This window comes from Synechococcus sp. CBW1108, assembly GCF_015840335.1.
GTDB lineage: Bacteria > Cyanobacteriota > Cyanobacteriia > PCC-6307 > Cyanobiaceae > Cyanobium_A.
In genome coordinates, this window is sequence record NZ_CP060395.1 from 108,874 (window position 1) to 125,520 (window position 16,647).

A 16,647-nucleotide genomic window follows, 5' to 3' on the forward strand; every position below is an offset into this window, starting at 1 on the left:
TGAAAATATGCATTTGCGTGCTGAGTATGCATCAATCTGCAGCAGGTCTATCAGCAACTACTGACCCATTCTCCTGACCCTGACTCTGGCCGCACCCAGCAAACTAAAATAGACAAAAAAGAAAATTAGTGCGGATGCATTGGGTCACCAAAGCGAGTCGCCAGGGCTGCTAAAAAACACTATTTCAGCCAAGAAATGCAGGGGATGTAGTTTAACGAAGAAAGTGCGGTTTACCGCCACCTTGCCACCTGTACGATGCAAACAGACGATTTAGGAGGCCCTTTGGACATGCCCCGCATCACCGTTGAACTGACCCCAGATGATCACCGCGCCCTGAAGCTCCTAAGCATTATTGAAGGCAAAACCCTTGGGTCGGTTCTCCGAGAAGCCATCCAGGATCACCTAGAGCACAAGGGAGCCCACAACCTTGAAGTGGCCCTGCAGCAGCACAACGGCTAAGAGTTGCTGGCCTCACTGGGGCTGTTGGCTCCCCACCAGGGCAATCGCAAGATATCGGGCTTGAAGTTCAGCAGTTCCGCTGTAGGGATGGCGCAATCGGTTGGGAATGGGCGCGGCCGCACTTAGTTTCATGATGTACAGCCGAATTCAGTCGAGCCATGGCACTTATCAAGTGGTAGCCCCTGCGGGATATCGAGGACATGTTTGAGCGTTACAGCCGGTCCCTCGGTGCTCCTTTTTTCCGCCCATCCGACTTCGCCCGTCCTACCGAATTTATGGCCAACGGCGAATGGAGTCCGCGGGTCGACATCAGTGAGAACGATGGGGCCTACGTGATCAAGGCAGAAATTACCGGAGTCTGCAAAGAAAACGTGAAGGTGACCATAGAAAACGGCGTGCTCACCCTGCAGGGGGAACGGCGCCAGGAGCATGAAGAGAAAGGGCTCCGTTTCCATCGCGTCGAGCGCTCCACGGCAATTTCATCCGCAGCTTCACCCTGCCAAACATCGTGGATGGCCAAGGCCTGAAGGCCCATTTCCATGATGGACTGCTCGAAGTGGACATACCCAAGACCCCCGAAACCCAGAGCAGCTCGATCACCGTTCCGGTGGATTGAGAGCCGCCAAGCTGCCAGGCTTAAGAATCGATCCTATGAGCTACTGAACCAAAGAAGCGGAGCAGAAGGCCGCTCGCTCAGCAAATTGGCCGCCTATCTGCTGGAAACATCGCTGGATAACCAAACCAGATGCCCCCCGCTCGATCGCAGGCGGTTGAGCTGAGAGCCAGTCCCATCTCCTTAACCCAGCCATAAATCCCATCAACTGTTCTTGATGGGACAGTGGGCCCAGTGGCAATCCTGGGCATGAGAGTGGGCATCAACGGCTTCGGCCGCATTGGTCGATTGGTTTTTCGGGCCCTCTGGGGCCGCTCTGATATCGAGCTGGTGCACATCAACGAGCGGGCTGGTGATGCCGCCACCGCCGCCCACCTGCTGGAATTCGACTCGGTGCACGGCCGCTGGAATAAGGCCGTGGCTGCAAGCGGCGGCGGCTTGCAGGTGGAGTCCCAGGCGATCAGCTACAGCCAGGCCAGTGAGCCGGCTGCCGTGGCCTGGCAGGAGCTGGGCGTGGATCTGGTGCTCGAATGCAGCGGCAAGATCAAAACCCCTGAAGCGCTCGAGCCCTACATCACCAATCTGGGGGTGGAGCGGGTGATCGTGGCCTGCCCTGTCAAGGGCATGGTGGCCGGTGAGGAGGTGCTGAACATCGTCTATGGCATCAACCACGGCCTGGTTGATCCGGCGCGGCACCGGGTGATCACCGCCGCCTCCTGCACCACCAACTGTCTGGCGCCGGTGGTGCAGGTGGTGCACGAGAACTTCGGCATTCGCCACGGCTCTATCACCACCCTGCACGATGTGACCAACACCCAGGTGGTGATCGACAGCTTCAAGAGCGACCTGCGCCGGGCCCGCTCCTGCATGCAGAGCCTGATCCCCACCACCACCGGCTCGGCCAGGGCGATCGGACTGATCTTTCCGGAGCTGGTGGGCAAGCTCAACGGCCATGCGGTGCGGGTGCCCCTGCTCAATGCCTCGCTCACCGATGCGGTATTCGAACTGGAGCGCGCCGTGAGCGCTGAGGAGGTCAATGCCGCCTTCGCAGCGGCAGCCAAGGGCCCCTTGAAGGCCATCCTGGGCTATGAAACCCGGCCGCTGGTTTCGGTGGACTATGTAAACGACAGCCGCAGCGCCATCATTGATGCCCTCTCCACCCTGGTGACAGGCGGCACCCAGCTCAAGGTGTATGCCTGGTATGACAACGAGTGGGGCTACAGCTGTCGGATGGCCGACCTGGCCTGCCACCTGGCCAGCCTGGAGGGCAAGTAATGGGAGCTCTGGCCAGGCGGGGGCCCCTCAGCGCCCTGCAGCAATACGGAATCGTGACGGCCAATTACTGGGCCTTCACCCTCACCGATGGCGCCCTGCGGATGCTCGTGGTGTTCCACTTCCATGAGCTCGGCTACAGCACACTGGAGATTGCCTTCCTATTTCTCTTCTACGAGTTTTTCGGCATCATCACCAACCTCTACGGCGGCTGGCTCGGGGCCCGCTTTGGCCTGCGGCTCACTATGTGGAGCGGCACCTTGATGCAGGTGGCGGCGCTGCTGATGTTGATTCCAGTGGCCGACGATTGGCCCAAGTGGTGGAGCGTGGCCTACGTGATGGTGGCCCAGGCAATCAGCGGCATCGCCAAGGATCTCAACAAGATGAGCGCCAAGAGCGCCATTAAAACGGTGGTGCCGGAAACCCCAGACGACCACAGCCAAGGAGAGCGCCAACTGTTCAAGTGGGTGGCGATCCTCACCGGCTCCAAAAACGCCCTCAAGGGTGTGGGCTTTTTTCTGGGCGGCCTGCTGCTCACCACCATCGGCTTCAACGCAGCGGTGGGGGCCATGGCCGCCGGGCTAGTTGGGGCCTTCCTGTTCACCCTGGGGCTGCCAGCGGAGATCGGCCGCATGAAGCAGAAACCAGGCTTCAGCGCCCTGTTCTCCAAATCCCGCGGCATCAACGTGCTCTCGCTGGCTCGCTTTTTTCTGTTTGGTGCCCGCGACGTGTGGTTTGTGGTGGCCCTGCCGGTGTTTTTGCAGAGCGCGCTGGGCTGGCGCTTCTGGGAGGTGGGCGGCTTCATGGGCCTGTGGGTGATTGGCTACGGGATCGTGCAGGGCTCCGCTCCTGCTCTCAGGCGCGCCTGGGGCCAGAGCGGGCCGCCGGGCGTGAGTGAGGTGGAGTTCTGGAGTGCCCTACTCACGGCCATCCCTGCCCTGATCGACATCGCCCTGGCGCGTGAGGTAGCCCAGCCCGGTGTGGCCGTGGTGGTGGGGCTGGCGATCTTCGGGGTGGTGTTTGCGATGAATTCCTCGATCCACAGTTACATGATCCTGGCCTACACCGAAGCCGAGGATGTGAGCCTCAATGTGGGCTTCTATTACATGGCCAATGCAGCCGGTCGTCTGCTGGGCACAGTGCTCTCGGGAGCCCTATTTATGGTGGGCAGCCTGCAGGCCTGCCTGTGGAGTTCGGCCCTACTGGTGGCGGCAGCCTGGCTGATGAGCACCCGCCTACCGGCGCCGCCTCGGCAGAGTGTCGCCTAAGGAGGTGCAGATAAGTAGGGCCTGCCGAAAAACTCAAACCCGCTGCACCGCAGCTAATCTTAGCAGAATTCGCATGTTAATAAGATGGTGTGAAATTGGCCATTTCTGGCTTATCTGGCTTAGAAGAACCCGCTGGCACGCCAATGTACGTCTTTCGGCACACAGGTCAGTTATCGACTGAGGAGCTTTACTCGCCCTTTGGCGGAAACTCGATCCAAGCAACTGTTGGGTTCTGCTTCACAAGTTGATTCCGTGGATGCCACTGGAAAGCCACTATGCACCCCAGTTCGCCGCCAAGACTGGGGCCCCTGCCAAGCCCTTCCAGATGGCGTTTGGGGCGGTGTACATCCAGCAGCGATTGGGAGTGACGGATCGAGAGACGGTGGAGCTGATCACGGAATCGCCCTATCTGCAATTTTTCATTGGCTTGAGCGGGTATCAGCCACTGTTATCGGCTGACAAGCTGCACCCGGGTGGAGCCAATCAACCTGATTGACACGGGAGAGCGAGGAGCTGAACACGCTCGAACACGCCTTCAGCCACAAGGGCCTGCGCTTCGCGGTGCACCTGTGCAACTGGCTGAGCGGTGAGCCCCTGCCGTTGGAGTCCCAGCAGGACGGTTGGGTGCTGCCTGGGCAGCTTGGGATGAGTTTCACGCCGCCAACGCCCGGTTCATTGCGACGCTGCTGAAACGGCTTCATCCTGATATGAGTCTAGCGAGCAGGCCCTTGCCCTCTTCCACCTTGCCACCCCAGGTCCTGTGTCTTGGGGAAGCCCTGGTGGATCGCCTCGGTCCCCTTGGTGGTGATCCGGCCACCGAGTTGCCCTGGGATGACCACCTCGGTGGAGCCCCCGCCAACGTGGCCTGTGCCCTGGCGCGTCTGGGCACCCCCTGCGCTTTTGTGGGCCGACTGGGCCGCGATGGTATCGGCCAGGAGTTTGCCAAGTTGTTTGCAGAGCGAGGGGTCGACACCAGGGCCCTCCAGTGGGATGGGACCCGTCCCAGCCGTATCGTGCTGGTGCGCCGCGATGCTGACGGCGATCGCCAGTTCGGGGGCTTTGCGGGGGACCGGGGCGATGGCTTTGCGGATCAGGCGCTCGATCCCAGCGCGTTGTCTGCCGCACTCGGGCCTCTGCTGGCAACGGCGCGCTGGTTGCTGGTGGGCACCATCCCGCTCGCGTCGCCCGCCGCGGCAGCAGCCCTGAAGCTCGTCTGCCGTCAGGCCGCGGCGGCCGGGATGCCCCTGGCCCTTGATGTCAATTGGCGCCCCACCTTCTGGGATCCGGCTGCTGATCCCGCCAGCGGACCCACCCGGGCCCAGATCGACGCCATCGCCCCGCTGCTGCAGCAGGCCTCCCTGATCAAATGCGCTGCCGAGGAGGCTCGCTGGCTGTTTGGCAGTGACGACCCAGCGGTGGTGTGCGCTGCTCTTCCGCAGCATCCGAATGTGGTGGTCACAGACGGTGGGGCGCCGCTGCGCTGGTGCTTCGCCGGCCGTAGCGGCGAATTGCAGGCCTTCCGGGTCCCGGTAGTCGACACCACCGGTGCTGGCGATGCCTTCACGGCGGGACTGTTGCACGGGTTGTTGTTGGACCAAGTTCAGGGCGCATCGGCCATCCAGCCGGAGGCTTTGCTGCGCTTTGCCAGTGCCTGCGGCGCCCTGGTGTGCCAGGGGGCTGGCGCCATTAATCCCCAACCCAGTGCCGAAGCGGTTCAGTACTTCCTCGCTAGGCAAGCCTGAGGCGCTTGGGCTGCTCAGAAATGACTGCACAGGTTGATGCATTCAGCGAGAGCTGGCGCCCCGCCTCGGGGGTGTGGGCGCAGCTTGGTGGTGGAAGGGTTCGGCAGGATCAAGCCCGCTGAGACATCCCTTAGGCAGAACACTTTGACGACAACGAGCGATAACTGGTAGAAGCCAGGTCAGCCGTTTAAGGAAAACTTTCCAGGCCAGATTTTCATTTTTATTGATCAAGCGAAGCTTGACGTTCCAGGAACAAAGTTTAAGAAGCACAGTTTAGGCGTTAATGAATGCATCAGTTCTCGCTCAGCCAATAAAATTGCCCGCCTTGCATGGCGATTGAACTTTCATAGCGGGAAGGCTTCACACCGCTGTAGAGATCAACATAGTTGGCACGCGGATTGATGCCATACTGAGCTAGCTTTTCAAGATCAAGTCTTTGAGGATGATCATCAAAGTTAGCCACGACAAAGATTTTCCCAGAGCTTCCTCGTGGATCAAAGCGAAGATAGCAGAGCAAATGTTCATTGCCTGAATTCAAGAGCTCTCGGTTGTTAAAATCGGCAAAAGCTGATATTTCTTTTCGGATCGAAATCATCCTCTTGATTGCCGTAAAGATTGTGAATTCTACCGTTCCGCGATGGTGTCGAAGCGCTGCTTTCTCCCAGTCAATCTTGGAGCGGTGCACCCAGCGATTGTCATTAGCCTTGCTTAGGTCATTAGCGTAACTATAGTCGTTAAGAACACCTAGAGCATCTCCGTTGTAGAGCAGGGGAATCCCCCCAAATGACATGATAACGCCGTGGAGAAGCAAAATTCTTTCAATGGCTTTGGTTATGCTGTATTGATCTGAATTCTCCAGTGCCGATTCGAGTCCAGCCAAGGAAGCCAGTGAGCCGCAAATTCGTGCATCTCCGGTGTAATCATTACGCATGAATACCAGCCCCCTCGGCCCTTGGTCATACTTACCACTAAAGTAGTCAATAAGAAAACTCCGATGTAAATTAGGGACATAACCAGCAGCCACGATGTCACGATCATCAAAGCCAAAGCCAATATCATCATGGCATCGCACGTAGGTGAGCCAGGTGGCTCGCTCCAGCTTGGATGGAAGGCTCTTGATACCCTCAGCCAGTAATTTTGTGTTTCTGGTTGCAACTCCATCCCACAGCAATGCCATGAGGGTAGAATTATAAGCAATTTCACATTCTTTTGCAATGATTGCATCTTCTCCAAAGTATTTGGCGAGTTCACTTGGCGCGACTATGGCTTCAGCAATAAATAGAACTCCGGGGGCTGTTACCTGGCAACAGTCTTTTAGTAACTGTAAGATAAGATGCGCTTCCCTCTCGTTTTGGCAAGTTGAGCCCATCTTTTTCCAGAGGAACGCAACCGCATCGAGCCGCATAACATCCACGCCTTGATTGGCCCAGAAGAGCACTATTGACAAGATCTCAATGAAGACTTCGGGGTTGCGATAATCCAGATCCCACTGGTAGTCATGGAACACGGTCATCACCCAGCGTCCCATTTCAGCATTCCAGGTAAAGTTGCCGGGATCGGTTTCAGGAAAAACCTCTGGCATACCCTGCTCGAATACATCAGGAACTGATCGATCTTCGAAGGTCAGGTAATAGCGTTGATATTTCGGATCCCCTGCCTTAGCCTTGAGTGCCCACTCATGCTCGTCTGAGGTATGGTTTAGAACGATGTCAAGAACTAATAGAATATCATTTTTTCTGAACTGTTCCGAAAGTTTTTGGAAATCAATCAAATTACCTACCCGACTATCAATCTCACGGAAATTACTGATTGCGTAGCCGCCGTCACTCTTGCCCTCCGGGCAACTCAAAATCGGCATAATATGTACCATATTAATTCCCAATTCCTGAAAATAGCTAATCTTATTCGCAAGATCAGCGAGGTCTTCAGCGAACCCGTTGGTGTAGAGCGCCATCCCTACCCATTTTTGCGATAGAAACCAATTGTGATCCTGCTCGCGATGCATGTCCAAACGCTCAGATTCCTCCGAGCGGCAGATATATCCTTCAGCCATTGTCTCGACTAGACGGGTAATTTGAGCTTGAAAATCTTTTCGCTCACCGTAAAGTTTGTTAAATAGTGAATGGATGGCATAAAAATTAGCCCCAAGCCTGGTGTAGAAGTGACGCAGATTCTGACGCCTGATTTCCGGCCGGAGGTCATCCAGAATCGTATTTAATAGCGAATGGCAAATCTGTTCGTACATCAGTTCAAATAATTCTGGATAGGCTGTATTGGGAGAAGAAATGGCCAGTGCACCGCTTCTTCACCATACCTTGCAAGCCCAACTCCGTGATGCCTGCTCAGATATGGTCTATGAACCAACATTCTTCCGCACCTTAGGGCAAGGGGAAGAAGCAAAAGATCCGTTGCGTTTTCGAGGAAAGTCTGCACAAGATTCAGACAATCCAATCCTTCGTTTCGGGATGATAGTGCACTAGCCCTTCTAAAATACCGGCGCTATAATTGCCATTCATTCCCAAAAGATTTCCCTTGGCAACATATAGAAAATCCGCCAGGCCTTGTTCCCTGGAGCTGGTTTCAGCTACGCGAATCAGATCTTGATTTGCATTGGCAACCACAACAGAGGGGACTGAACTGATGAGAATTGGAAGATCATTGCCGCTATCCCCTGCGAAAACCGTGTGCATGGCCGTTATACCCACTTGCTGCATCACGAATTCAACTGCATGTAGCTTTGTTGCCCGCAACGGCAAGACATCGAGAAGGCCCAGCTGTGCCTGCTCATCAATGCTATGGATCAGACTTGATCGAGCCCCCAAAATTTGGAGTCTGGCTTCGATTTCCGGACGATGCGCGGCTAGATCAAAATCCAACGGTAGGTAATAACTCAACTTGTACCGGCTTTGGCGTGCTGGTTCCTGAAGTACAAGCCCATGGATGGAGCAGAGGGCCTCGGAAATCTGACTACCGACAAGGCCAGGCCAGTCCAAGGCTATTTCCTCTTGCCATGCGCTGGACTGGATCCAGTCCTGATCCTGCAAGCGATAGATCCCGCTGCCCACATCACCGATCACCCAGTCTGGGAGGGGTATGGAGAAGCGGTCGATGGCTTGCGTGACAAGGGCCAGATCTCGACCCGAGACATAGGCCAACGTGACGTCTAGCTGGGAGGCCACTGCAGCAAAACGTTCCCTGGCGAGGGGGGACTCCTCCTGATCGCCGTTGGGCAACAGTGTCCGATCGAGGTCTGTGCAGATCAGGAGACGCGTCATTCTAATTTAGAAATCATTGCAACTAGAAGAAATTGTAGTGGCTGATTGCTTCAAGGATTCCCCAGGCATGGGCGCGACTGGCGAAGAACACTTGTTCATTAGCAGTTAGATCTGAAAGCTCTTCCTGATGACGGTTGGCAACCACTACGCCGAGAGTGTTGCCACGTAGCATATCTGCATCTCCTCCTGAGCCTCCCGTGACGAGGGTGTGATCAAGTGGGATATTGTAACGACTAGTGACATAGCGTAGTGCCTGGCCCTTTGATGCTCGAGCTGGGACAAGATCGAGGTATTGTCCAAATGATAATGTAGCATTAACAGAGAGATCTTGTTGCCTAAGTACACAAAGAATCTCCTCAATTGGTGGAGCAAGCTGTACGTCGTAAAAATAGGACACCTTAAAGCGACTTTGTTCGCTTTTCCGCTGTGGCGATAGCCCGGGTAACGATTCCAGCACGCGACGCAAGACTAAGGGGGTCCAGGAGTGATCAATATGCAGACTCCAGGCGACGTCTGGAATGAGTTCTGCTGTGTAATAAATTTCCGTGCCTAGGCTGGTAATGAGCACATCGGGAGCAGCAATGCAATGACGTTTTAGAATGGTCAGCACTGAATCCAATCGCCGACCGGTGGCGATCCCAAAGAGAAATTGGCGACGGTTGGTTCGCACTACCTTTTTGAACTCTTCCAGTCCTTCATTATCACCAAGAAGTGTATTGTCGATCGCGGTGAAAAGCGCTCGCTTCCGGTACGTTCTGAATTGATGGGTTGAGGCGATTGGGGCGACTGTCTGCCGCTTAGATACAAGCGTTTTTAGCAAGTCAAGGTAAGACTGGGCATGGGCTTCCCAGGAGTAAAAGCGGGCAATGTTGCGCAGCCCATTGCTAGAAAACTTTTGCCAAAGGGAAGGGTTCTGAAGAATTGAAAGCAAGGCATCAGCGATGGCTTCACGGCTGAGTGGATCCACCAGCAGCCCGTTTTTACAGTTGCCGATGATATCCACCGGGCCGCCATTTTCCGTGGCTACAAGGGGTAGGCCGCTGGCAGCAGCCTCCAGCAATGTGAGCCCGAATGGTTCTGTTAGGGCTGGATTAACGAAAACACCCTTGGACGCCGCTGCGTACCGATAAATATCAGGAACATCCTCAGCAGAGTGATGCTTGGGAAGCGCTACTAGTCCGTACAAGTCATAAACATCAATCACCCAAAGCAATTCGGTCAGCACCGATTGAGCCCCATCATTGAGCTCACGAATATCATCACGATTGCCGGCAATAATTACAAGATTAGCCAGCTTCTGCAAGCTCTTGTTCTGGCCAAAAGCCTCGAGCAGCGAAACGATGTTCTTGCGCTCGTCGGGCCGTGAAAGAGCCAGAATCATCGGCTTGGCCGGATCACGCAAAAACTTACTGAGGTTGCTCTGAAAAGCTTGTGATATAGCTGTCTGGCCCTCGATGACTGGATGGAACTGCTCGAGATTGGTTCCAGGCGGAATCACCGCCATCTTCTCTGGCGTGTAATAATCATATAGTTCATATTGGCTTTCAATTTCATTGCGAGTGCTCGTTATAACCAGCTCAGCACAACTCAGTATATCTTCTTCGGCGCTAATTCGAGCCTGTATGTGATATCGCTCTTCAATCTGCTCTATTCCCATTCCTAGCGCAAGGAGGCGACTGTACTTGTCGCGACCTAGGGAGTGTCCCGTATGCACCAATGGCAGACCAGTGAGATTTGCAAGACGTACGCCAACGTAACCGGCATCGGCATAGTGGGTATGGATGACATCCGGCAGGCGTGGCTGCTTACTAAGCCAGATATACAGATTGTCGGCAAAGCTATCCATATGGGGCCAGAGCTGCTCCTTCAGGATGTATTCATCTGGACCGGCCTTGATGCGAACTATCCGAGAATTCGCGGATAGCTGCTCAACCGGAGCTTTATAGTCGACACTGACAGCCTCATCATCGATCAGCCGGGTCACCAAATCAACACCCTCAACTCCCACCTGCCTGGATAAAGACTTGGCAAGCTCCACAATATACTTTGTCTGCCCTCCAGTATCGGCGTCTCGCCCGAGCTCAAGATTATGGCCTCGGATTAACCCATGCACACTAATAAGCAGAATATAGAGACCTCTGGGGCTAGCCGTCGCTACCATGGTTTGGTGAAGAAGAATAACTCAAGCAAGCTTGGCAATTAGCTGACATGGACGCCTAGGTTGCTCCCTTAAGCCTCCAACACGCTGATACAAAGACCAAAGATCAGGGGCACGCGCAGTAGCGCTAGGATGCAATCTTTCTTCTAATCATTCAGCTTGCGTTACACATTCTGATCCTATCAAGCTTTCGTCCTATTGTCGAACTTTCTTCATAAATTAGGCAACCTACACTAGCTAAACAGTGCAGGATCGGCAGCGCAGCCCTGTGGCCAGGTCAAAGCGATGTTCGTGCTGTGGCTGCCAGCCGAGCCGCAGCTGATCGTTGATCGGCTGGGCACCGCCGGTGGTCCAGCGCAGATCCCCATGGGGGCTGGCCACGGTCAGCTGCTGGCTGGCCCCATGCCATTCGCGGCTTAGCACTCGCACCGCCACGCCCCCCTCCTCGACCGCCTGGAGGTGCTCAGGCCTGATTCCGAGCAGGCAGCCATCGCCCCGCTCCAGCAGATTGATCTGGGGGCGGCCGATGAAGCGGGCCACCACCACGTTGGCCGGACTGGTATAGAGCTCCTGGGGCGTGCCGCACTGTTGCAGCCGTCCGTCCTGAAGCACGGCGATACGGTCGGCGATGCCCATCGCCTCTTGCTGGTCGTGGGTCACATAAACAACCGGCGCCTCCCCACCGCAAAGGATGGCCCGCAGCTGGGGCCGCAGCTCCTCCCGCAGCTGGGCATCGAGGTTGCTCATCGGTTCATCCAGCAGAAACACCTGGGGGCGGCGTAGCAGGGCCCGGGCCAGGGCTACCCGCTGACGCTGGCCACCGGAGAGTTCGGAGGGCCTGCGGCTCCGGAAACTCTCGAGCTGCAACAGGCTGAGGACCCGATCTGCCTCCTGCTGCTGTTGTTGCCGGGGCACGCCGCGCAGCTCCATGCCCAGCGAGAGGTTGCGTTCGACGCTCAGATGGGGGTAGAGGGCATAGCTCTGAAACACCATCGCCACCTGCCGCCGTCCGGCGGCCAGGGCTGTGATGTCCCGACCCGCCAGCAGGATGCGGCCGCCGTCAGGGCGGTCGAGTCCGGCGATCAGGCGCAGGATGGTGCTCTTGCCACAGCCGCTTGGACCCAGCAGCGCTAGACACTCACCAGGCGCCACGGCCAGGTCGATGCCAGCGAGGATCTGCCGACCAGCGATGCGTCGGTTCAGACCCTCCAGCCTCAAATCACCGGTTGGCCCAGCCCCTGATGCGATGGTGTTGATCATCCTTTGATCGCTCCCTGGGTAAGGCCAGCTAAAATCTGGCGTTGAAAGATCAGCAGCAGGGCGAGCAGCGGCACACCGCCCAGCACGGTGGCGGCGGCAAAGGCGCCATGGGGCACAGTAAACACAGAGGACCCGGCAATCCGCGCCATCGCAGGGGCCAGCGTGAGCAGCTCGTTGCGGCTAAGCCAGGTGAGGGCAATCGGGAACTCGTTCCAGCTGAACAGGAACACCAGCAGCCCCGTACTCGCAACCGCAGGGCCAATCAGCGGCAACAGAATCCAGCGCAGCCTCTGGCCGAGGCTGAAGCCCTCCAGCAGGGCATTCTCCTCCAGGTCCACGGGCAAATCGGCAAAGGCTGCCTGCAGCAGCAGCACCGCCAGGGGCAGGGAAAGACCCGCATAGGGCAGGCACAGGGCCAGCAGGTTGTTGGCCAGACCCAGCTGCCGCGCCACCTGCAACAACGCTAGGAAAAGCAGCACGTAAGGGAATACCGCCGCCGCCAGCAGGCCGCCTCCAATCACCAGCTTGAGCAGGTCGCTACGGCGGCTGAGGGCGTAGGCGCAGGGGATGGCCAGAGCCAGGGTGAGCAGGGTGCTGAGGGCGCCCACAACGGTGCTGTTCAGCAGGTAGACCCCAAAGGGAGGATCGGCCTGCAGCACCGCGCTGTAGTTGGCAAGGGTCCAGCCGCCCCCGAGGCCGGCAAGCCCGGCCAGCAGGGATTCCGGGGTACGTAGCGAGGTGTAAAGCTGCCAAAGCATCGGTGCCAAGCTCCAGAGCAGCAACAGGGCCACCATGGAGATGCGCAGCAAGGCAGGGCGCTGGCGCAGGGGGCTGCTGCTCATGGTCTCGCCCCCCGCCAGCGCTGCTGGGCCAGCACCAGCAGCAAAGCAGAGGCCAGCAGCAGCACGAACATGCCCAGCATCACCGTGGCGCTGTAGCCAAAATCGAGGAAGCGCATGGCATTGAGATAGGCGTAGAGCGCCAGAGTCTCGGTGCTGCTGGCCGGCCCACCGCCCGTCAGCACGGCCACCAGGTCGAACACGCCGAGGGCCTGGGCCAGCCGGAAGATCAGTGCAATAAACACGTAGGGCCGCAGCAGGGGCAGGGTGATGCGGAGCAGCCCCTGCCAGGGCCGGCCCCCCTCAAGGGCGAAGGCCTCATAGAGATCGGCAGGAATCATCTGCATACCGGCCAGCAGCAGCAGGGCCACGAAGGGGGTGGTTTTCCAGGTGTCGGCAAGCACCACCGCCAGCCAGGCCAGCTGGGTGGAGGCCAGAAAGGGCAGGCTGGGCAGTCCCAGGGACTGCAGAACCCCATTGATCGGGCCGTTGGGGTCGTTGAGGATCCAGCGCCAGCCGAGGGCCATCACCGTGGTAGGCAGGGCCCAGGGCAGCAGGCTGAGGCTGCGCACCAGGCTTCGGCCCCGCCAGCTCTGATGCAGCAGCAGGGCGATCGCAAGACCCAGGAGCAGCTCAAGGCCCACAGACACCACCGCGAAGCGCAGGGTCTGGGCAGCGTCCTGCCAGAAGCGCCCATCTCCGAGCAGCCGCTCCCAGTTGGCCAGACCAACCGGCACCGGTTTGAGCCCGGTGAACACCGTCTGGGCCTGCAGGCTGAGCCAGGCGTAGTCCAGCATTGGCCAGAGGAACACCGCCAGCAGCAACAGCAGGGCCGGGGCCATCAGCAGCAGGCTCATTGCTCTTGCCCCCGGCCACTGGCCTCCAGCAGCAATTGGCTGCCCCGTTCGGCGCGCTCCATGGCAAGGGCAGGCTCCAGCTCTCCGGTGATCACGCTGCTGAGCTGGCGCTGCAGGATGTCGCTGAGCTGGGCATAGCCGGGGTTGAGCGGGCGCAGGGCAACCGATTCCAGGGCGTTCTGCAGGATCGGCAACAGGGGTCTCTCCGCCACCAGGGCCGGGTCGTCGAAGAGGGCGGTGAGGGTGGGGGAGTAGCCCCAGCGCTGCACCAACCGGCGCTGGCTCGCTTCCCCGGTCAGGGCCTGGAGCACCTGAACGGCCTCTGTAGGGTGGCGGCTGCCGGCCAAAACCGAAAGCCCCCAACTGCCCTGGGTGGCAGCGGGGGGCTCACCGACCTCGGCCACCATCATGGTCACCCCCACCTTGCCGGCCACCCGGCTGGATGGCCCCTGCAGCTCCTGCCAGGCGTAGGGCCAGTTGCGCATGAACGCCGCCTCTCCAGCTTCGAAGCTCTGCAGGGCCTCGGGTTCGGCGAAGTTGGCAACGGCTGCGGGGCTGATCCCTTTGACGATCAGCTGCCGCAGCCACGCAGCCGCTGCGGTGGCCGCCGGCGTGTTGAGGCCATCGCCGTTGTTGTCCCATCTGCCACCGAAACCGCGCAGCATTTCGAGGAACACGCAGCTCAGGCCCTCGTATTGGCGCCCTTGCCACACATACCCCCAGCGCACCTTGCCTTGCCGCTGCAGTCGCTCGGAGATCTCAACCAGCTCGGTGGGCGTGCGGGGAGGGGCGGCCATCAGATCGGTGCGCCAGTACAAAAGGCCCATGTCGGCCAGCATCGGCACGCGCCAGAGGTTGCCGTCGATGACGTTGCCCGCCCGCGCTCCGGCGGCCAGGGGGGCCAGGGGATCGGGGCCCAAACAGTCGTTGAGGGGCAGCAACCAGCCGGCGGCAGCGTATTTCGCCGTCCAGGTCACATCCATCAGCAGCAAGTCGTAGGGGCTGTCACCCAGCAACAGGCTGCTGATCGCCAGGTCGGAAACGGATTCCGTCTCGAAGGGTCCCCGGGTTACGGCGATGCGCAGGCCCCGGTGCTCCCGGTTGAAGCTCTCCACCAGCTCGGCGGTGGCGTCGGCAAAGGGAGCGGGCATCAGCAGCCGCACGGTGGTAGGACGGCCTGCCCAGGCAAGGCCACCCCAGAGCAGCGCCAAGGCCAGGCCCAGTGCCAGGCAGACAGCAAACCAGGCTTGGCGGGCTGCCGGCCTCAAAGCGCACCCAGGTTCAGAACCACCCAGGGCGGCACTCTGCATGCTTCAACGGCGTGTCAAGACGATGACCTTAATGCCCTCGTTGGTGTCCGTACTGCTGCCGCTGCCCCTGCCGCTGGTCTTTCCTGCGATAGCTCTCTGGTGATCATTGCCCAGCAGGACAATTGATGCGGTATCGGTTGCGGTGGCCTGCTGGCTTTGCAGGGGCTGGGGTTTGTGCTGGCCTAATGGCATTTCGTAAGCGTTCAGGGGGCGAGACACCTCGCCGCACGAATGCAAGCCTGATCACTCACCGCGGTGATGGGCGATCCAGGCCTGCTCGAGGAACTGCCAGACATCGCGGCCCTGTTGCCGCAAGCTGGAGAGCCGCGCCGGGAGGGTCTGCCGGGCCAGTGAGAGGCGCCGCTCCCTGGCCATTGCCGCGATGTATTTTGGCTTGGCCCTATTGCCCCCCTCTGGAAATCTGACATCGGGGCTGGCTAGAAAATCCCTCAAGCGGCCAATACGTTCCTGGGTGATCTTGCTGCGTTGAGGTTGCCAATCAAACCGGGCCCTTCGACTGGGGCGCCTGCAGATTGCAAGAAAAAAGGGGCCTCAAGGCCCCTTAGATGAACTGAATCAGGAGTTCTCAGTGATTTCCGATCACTGGCCAATCTGGCTAACGGCCTTCTTGGAAGCAGCGAGAATGTTGCCTTTGAGGGGTACAAAGCCGAGGCTGGAGGCCTGACCCTGGGCCTTGGGGCTCAGCAAAAACAACATTGCCTGGCGGATTGCGGGGGCCTTGGCACCATTACCGGTGCGGTAGGCCAGGATCCAGGTGAGAGTCGAAATCGGGTAGCTGTTGGCACCAGCGGGATTGGGCTCTTCGCCGGCCAGCATTGAATCGAGTTTGATGTTGTTGAGGGCAGCGGCACCGCTCGCCTCGGTAGGCAACACGAATTTGCCGGCCTTGTTTTGCAGGGCAGCAGCTTTGATCGCACCCCTGACGTAGCTCTGATTGAGATAGCCGATGGCGCCGGAGGTGTTCTGAACCACGCCGGCGACGCCCTCGTTACCCTTGCCCCCCACGCCCACGGGCCACTTAACACTCTTGCCCTCACCCACCTTGCTCTTCCACTCGGAGGAAAAGGCCGAGAGGCTGTTGGTGAAGGCAAAGGTGGTGCCCGAACCGTCGGAGCGGTGGGCAACGGTGATCTTCCCCTTGCCGCACTTGAGCTGATCCCAGGTTTTGATCTTGCCGAGGAAGATATCGACGGCTTGCTGCTGGGTCAGCTTGAGATTCTTGCAGTCGGCCTTGTTGTAGGCAATTGCGATGGTGCCACCCACAGCGGGAAACTGGATCACACCACGCTTGACTTTGGCAGCTTCCGAAGCCTTGATCGGCGCGTCGGTTGCGCCGAAGTCAACGGTGCCGGCCACATACTGACGTATGCCAGAGCCGGAACCAACGGACTGGTAGTTGACGCGGACCTTGTTGGCCACACCAGCGAAAGCGCGCTGGTAAAAAGCTGCAGGGAAGGTTGCGCCGGCACCACTGATGGTGGCCTGGGCAAGGACAGGAATGACGGCAGAAGTTGTGCCTGCACCAATCGCAGCAACGGTACCGACAATCAGGGCCTTCTTGGCGAAGGTCATG

17 protein-coding genes are annotated in these 16,647 nt (G+C 58.5%); 8 read left to right on the forward strand and 9 right to left on the reverse strand.

The window, feature by feature from the left end:
- Positions 1 to 288: 288 nt before the first annotated feature.
- From H8F27_RS00645 to H8F27_RS00675, 8 genes are all read left to right on the forward strand, one after another.
- On the forward strand, positions 289 to 459 hold the full coding sequence (locus H8F27_RS00645; protein ID WP_197150210.1) for a hypothetical protein: 171 nt from the start codon (positions 289 to 291) through the stop codon (positions 457 to 459).
- 200 nt (positions 460 to 659) lie between these two features.
- A complete protein-coding gene (locus H8F27_RS17875; protein ID WP_255517717.1) occupies positions 660 to 986 on the forward strand; it encodes an Hsp20/alpha crystallin family protein in 327 nt (108 codons plus the stop codon).
- Positions 968 to 1,075: a hypothetical protein gene (locus H8F27_RS17880; RefSeq protein ID WP_255517718.1), complete on the forward strand. Its 108-nt coding sequence runs from the start codon at positions 968 to 970 to the stop codon at positions 1,073 to 1,075. The genes H8F27_RS17875 and H8F27_RS17880 overlap by 19 nt, the downstream gene beginning before the upstream one ends.
- 246 nt (positions 1,076 to 1,321) lie before the next feature.
- Entirely contained in the window at positions 1,322 to 2,347 is a 1,026-nt protein-coding gene (locus H8F27_RS00655) for an ArsJ-associated glyceraldehyde-3-phosphate dehydrogenase (protein ID WP_197150218.1), read from the forward strand.
- A complete protein-coding gene (gene arsJ / locus H8F27_RS00660) occupies positions 2,347 to 3,612 on the forward strand; it encodes an organoarsenical effux MFS transporter ArsJ (protein ID WP_197150230.1) in 1,266 nt (421 codons plus the stop codon). The genes H8F27_RS00655 and arsJ overlap by 1 nt, the downstream gene beginning before the upstream one ends.
- A gap of 256 nt (positions 3,613 to 3,868) precedes the next feature.
- Positions 3,869 to 4,108 carry a transposase gene (locus H8F27_RS17365; RefSeq protein WP_370594447.1) on the forward strand — a complete coding sequence of 80 codons (240 nt, stop codon included), beginning with the start codon at positions 3,869 to 3,871 and terminating at the stop codon, positions 4,106 to 4,108.
- Positions 4,105 to 4,302 (forward strand): hypothetical protein, encoded by a 198-nt coding sequence (locus H8F27_RS00670; protein ID WP_197150233.1) that lies wholly within the window; start codon positions 4,105 to 4,107, stop codon positions 4,300 to 4,302. Before H8F27_RS17365 ends, H8F27_RS00670 begins: the two co-directional genes overlap by 4 nt.
- Positions 4,303 to 4,340: 38 nt before the next feature.
- Positions 4,341 to 5,354, forward strand: coding sequence for a carbohydrate kinase (locus tag H8F27_RS00675; protein ID WP_370594448.1), 1,014 nt, complete (start codon positions 4,341 to 4,343; stop codon positions 5,352 to 5,354).
- Positions 5,355 to 5,646: 292 nt separating this feature from the next.
- Here H8F27_RS00675 and H8F27_RS00680 read toward each other — a convergent pair whose 3' ends face one another.
- The 9 genes from H8F27_RS00680 to pstS form a co-directional block, all read right to left on the reverse strand.
- The gene (locus tag H8F27_RS00680; RefSeq protein ID WP_197150237.1) at positions 5,647 to 7,599 is read right to left on the reverse strand and encodes an amylosucrase; all 1,953 of its coding nucleotides are present in this window, start codon (positions 7,597 to 7,599) and stop codon (positions 5,647 to 5,649) included.
- A gap of 193 nt (positions 7,600 to 7,792) precedes the next feature.
- On the reverse strand, positions 7,793 to 8,629 hold the full coding sequence (locus H8F27_RS00685) for an HAD-IIB family hydrolase (protein ID WP_197150239.1): 837 nt from the start codon (positions 8,627 to 8,629) through the stop codon (positions 7,793 to 7,795).
- Between the two features lie 22 nt (positions 8,630 to 8,651).
- Positions 8,652 to 10,790, reverse strand: coding sequence for an HAD-IIB family hydrolase (locus tag H8F27_RS00690; RefSeq protein WP_197150241.1), 2,139 nt, complete (start codon positions 10,788 to 10,790; stop codon positions 8,652 to 8,654).
- A gap of 234 nt (positions 10,791 to 11,024) precedes the next feature.
- Complete coding sequence (locus H8F27_RS00695; protein WP_197150244.1) at positions 11,025 to 12,047, reverse strand: ABC transporter ATP-binding protein; 1,023 nt, start codon at positions 12,045 to 12,047, stop codon at positions 11,025 to 11,027.
- A complete protein-coding gene (locus H8F27_RS00700; RefSeq protein ID WP_231596424.1) occupies positions 12,044 to 12,889 on the reverse strand; it encodes a carbohydrate ABC transporter permease in 846 nt (281 codons plus the stop codon). Before H8F27_RS00700 ends, H8F27_RS00695 begins: the two co-directional genes overlap by 4 nt.
- Complete coding sequence (locus H8F27_RS00705) at positions 12,886 to 13,743, reverse strand: carbohydrate ABC transporter permease (RefSeq protein WP_197150247.1); 858 nt, start codon at positions 13,741 to 13,743, stop codon at positions 12,886 to 12,888. Before H8F27_RS00705 ends, H8F27_RS00700 begins: the two co-directional genes overlap by 4 nt.
- A complete protein-coding gene (locus H8F27_RS00710; RefSeq protein ID WP_231596425.1) occupies positions 13,740 to 14,954 on the reverse strand; it encodes an ABC transporter substrate-binding protein in 1,215 nt (404 codons plus the stop codon). The genes H8F27_RS00705 and H8F27_RS00710 overlap by 4 nt, the downstream gene beginning before the upstream one ends.
- Before the next feature lie 342 nt (positions 14,955 to 15,296).
- The gene (locus H8F27_RS17885; RefSeq protein ID WP_255517719.1) at positions 15,297 to 15,428 is read right to left on the reverse strand and encodes a hypothetical protein; all 132 of its coding nucleotides are present in this window, start codon (positions 15,426 to 15,428) and stop codon (positions 15,297 to 15,299) included.
- A gap of 225 nt (positions 15,429 to 15,653) precedes the next feature.
- Positions 15,654 to 16,646 carry a phosphate ABC transporter substrate-binding protein PstS gene (gene pstS, locus H8F27_RS00715; protein ID WP_197150250.1) on the reverse strand — a complete coding sequence of 331 codons (993 nt, stop codon included), beginning with the start codon at positions 16,644 to 16,646 and terminating at the stop codon, positions 15,654 to 15,656.
- Between the last annotated feature and the right edge of the window lies 1 nt (position 16,647).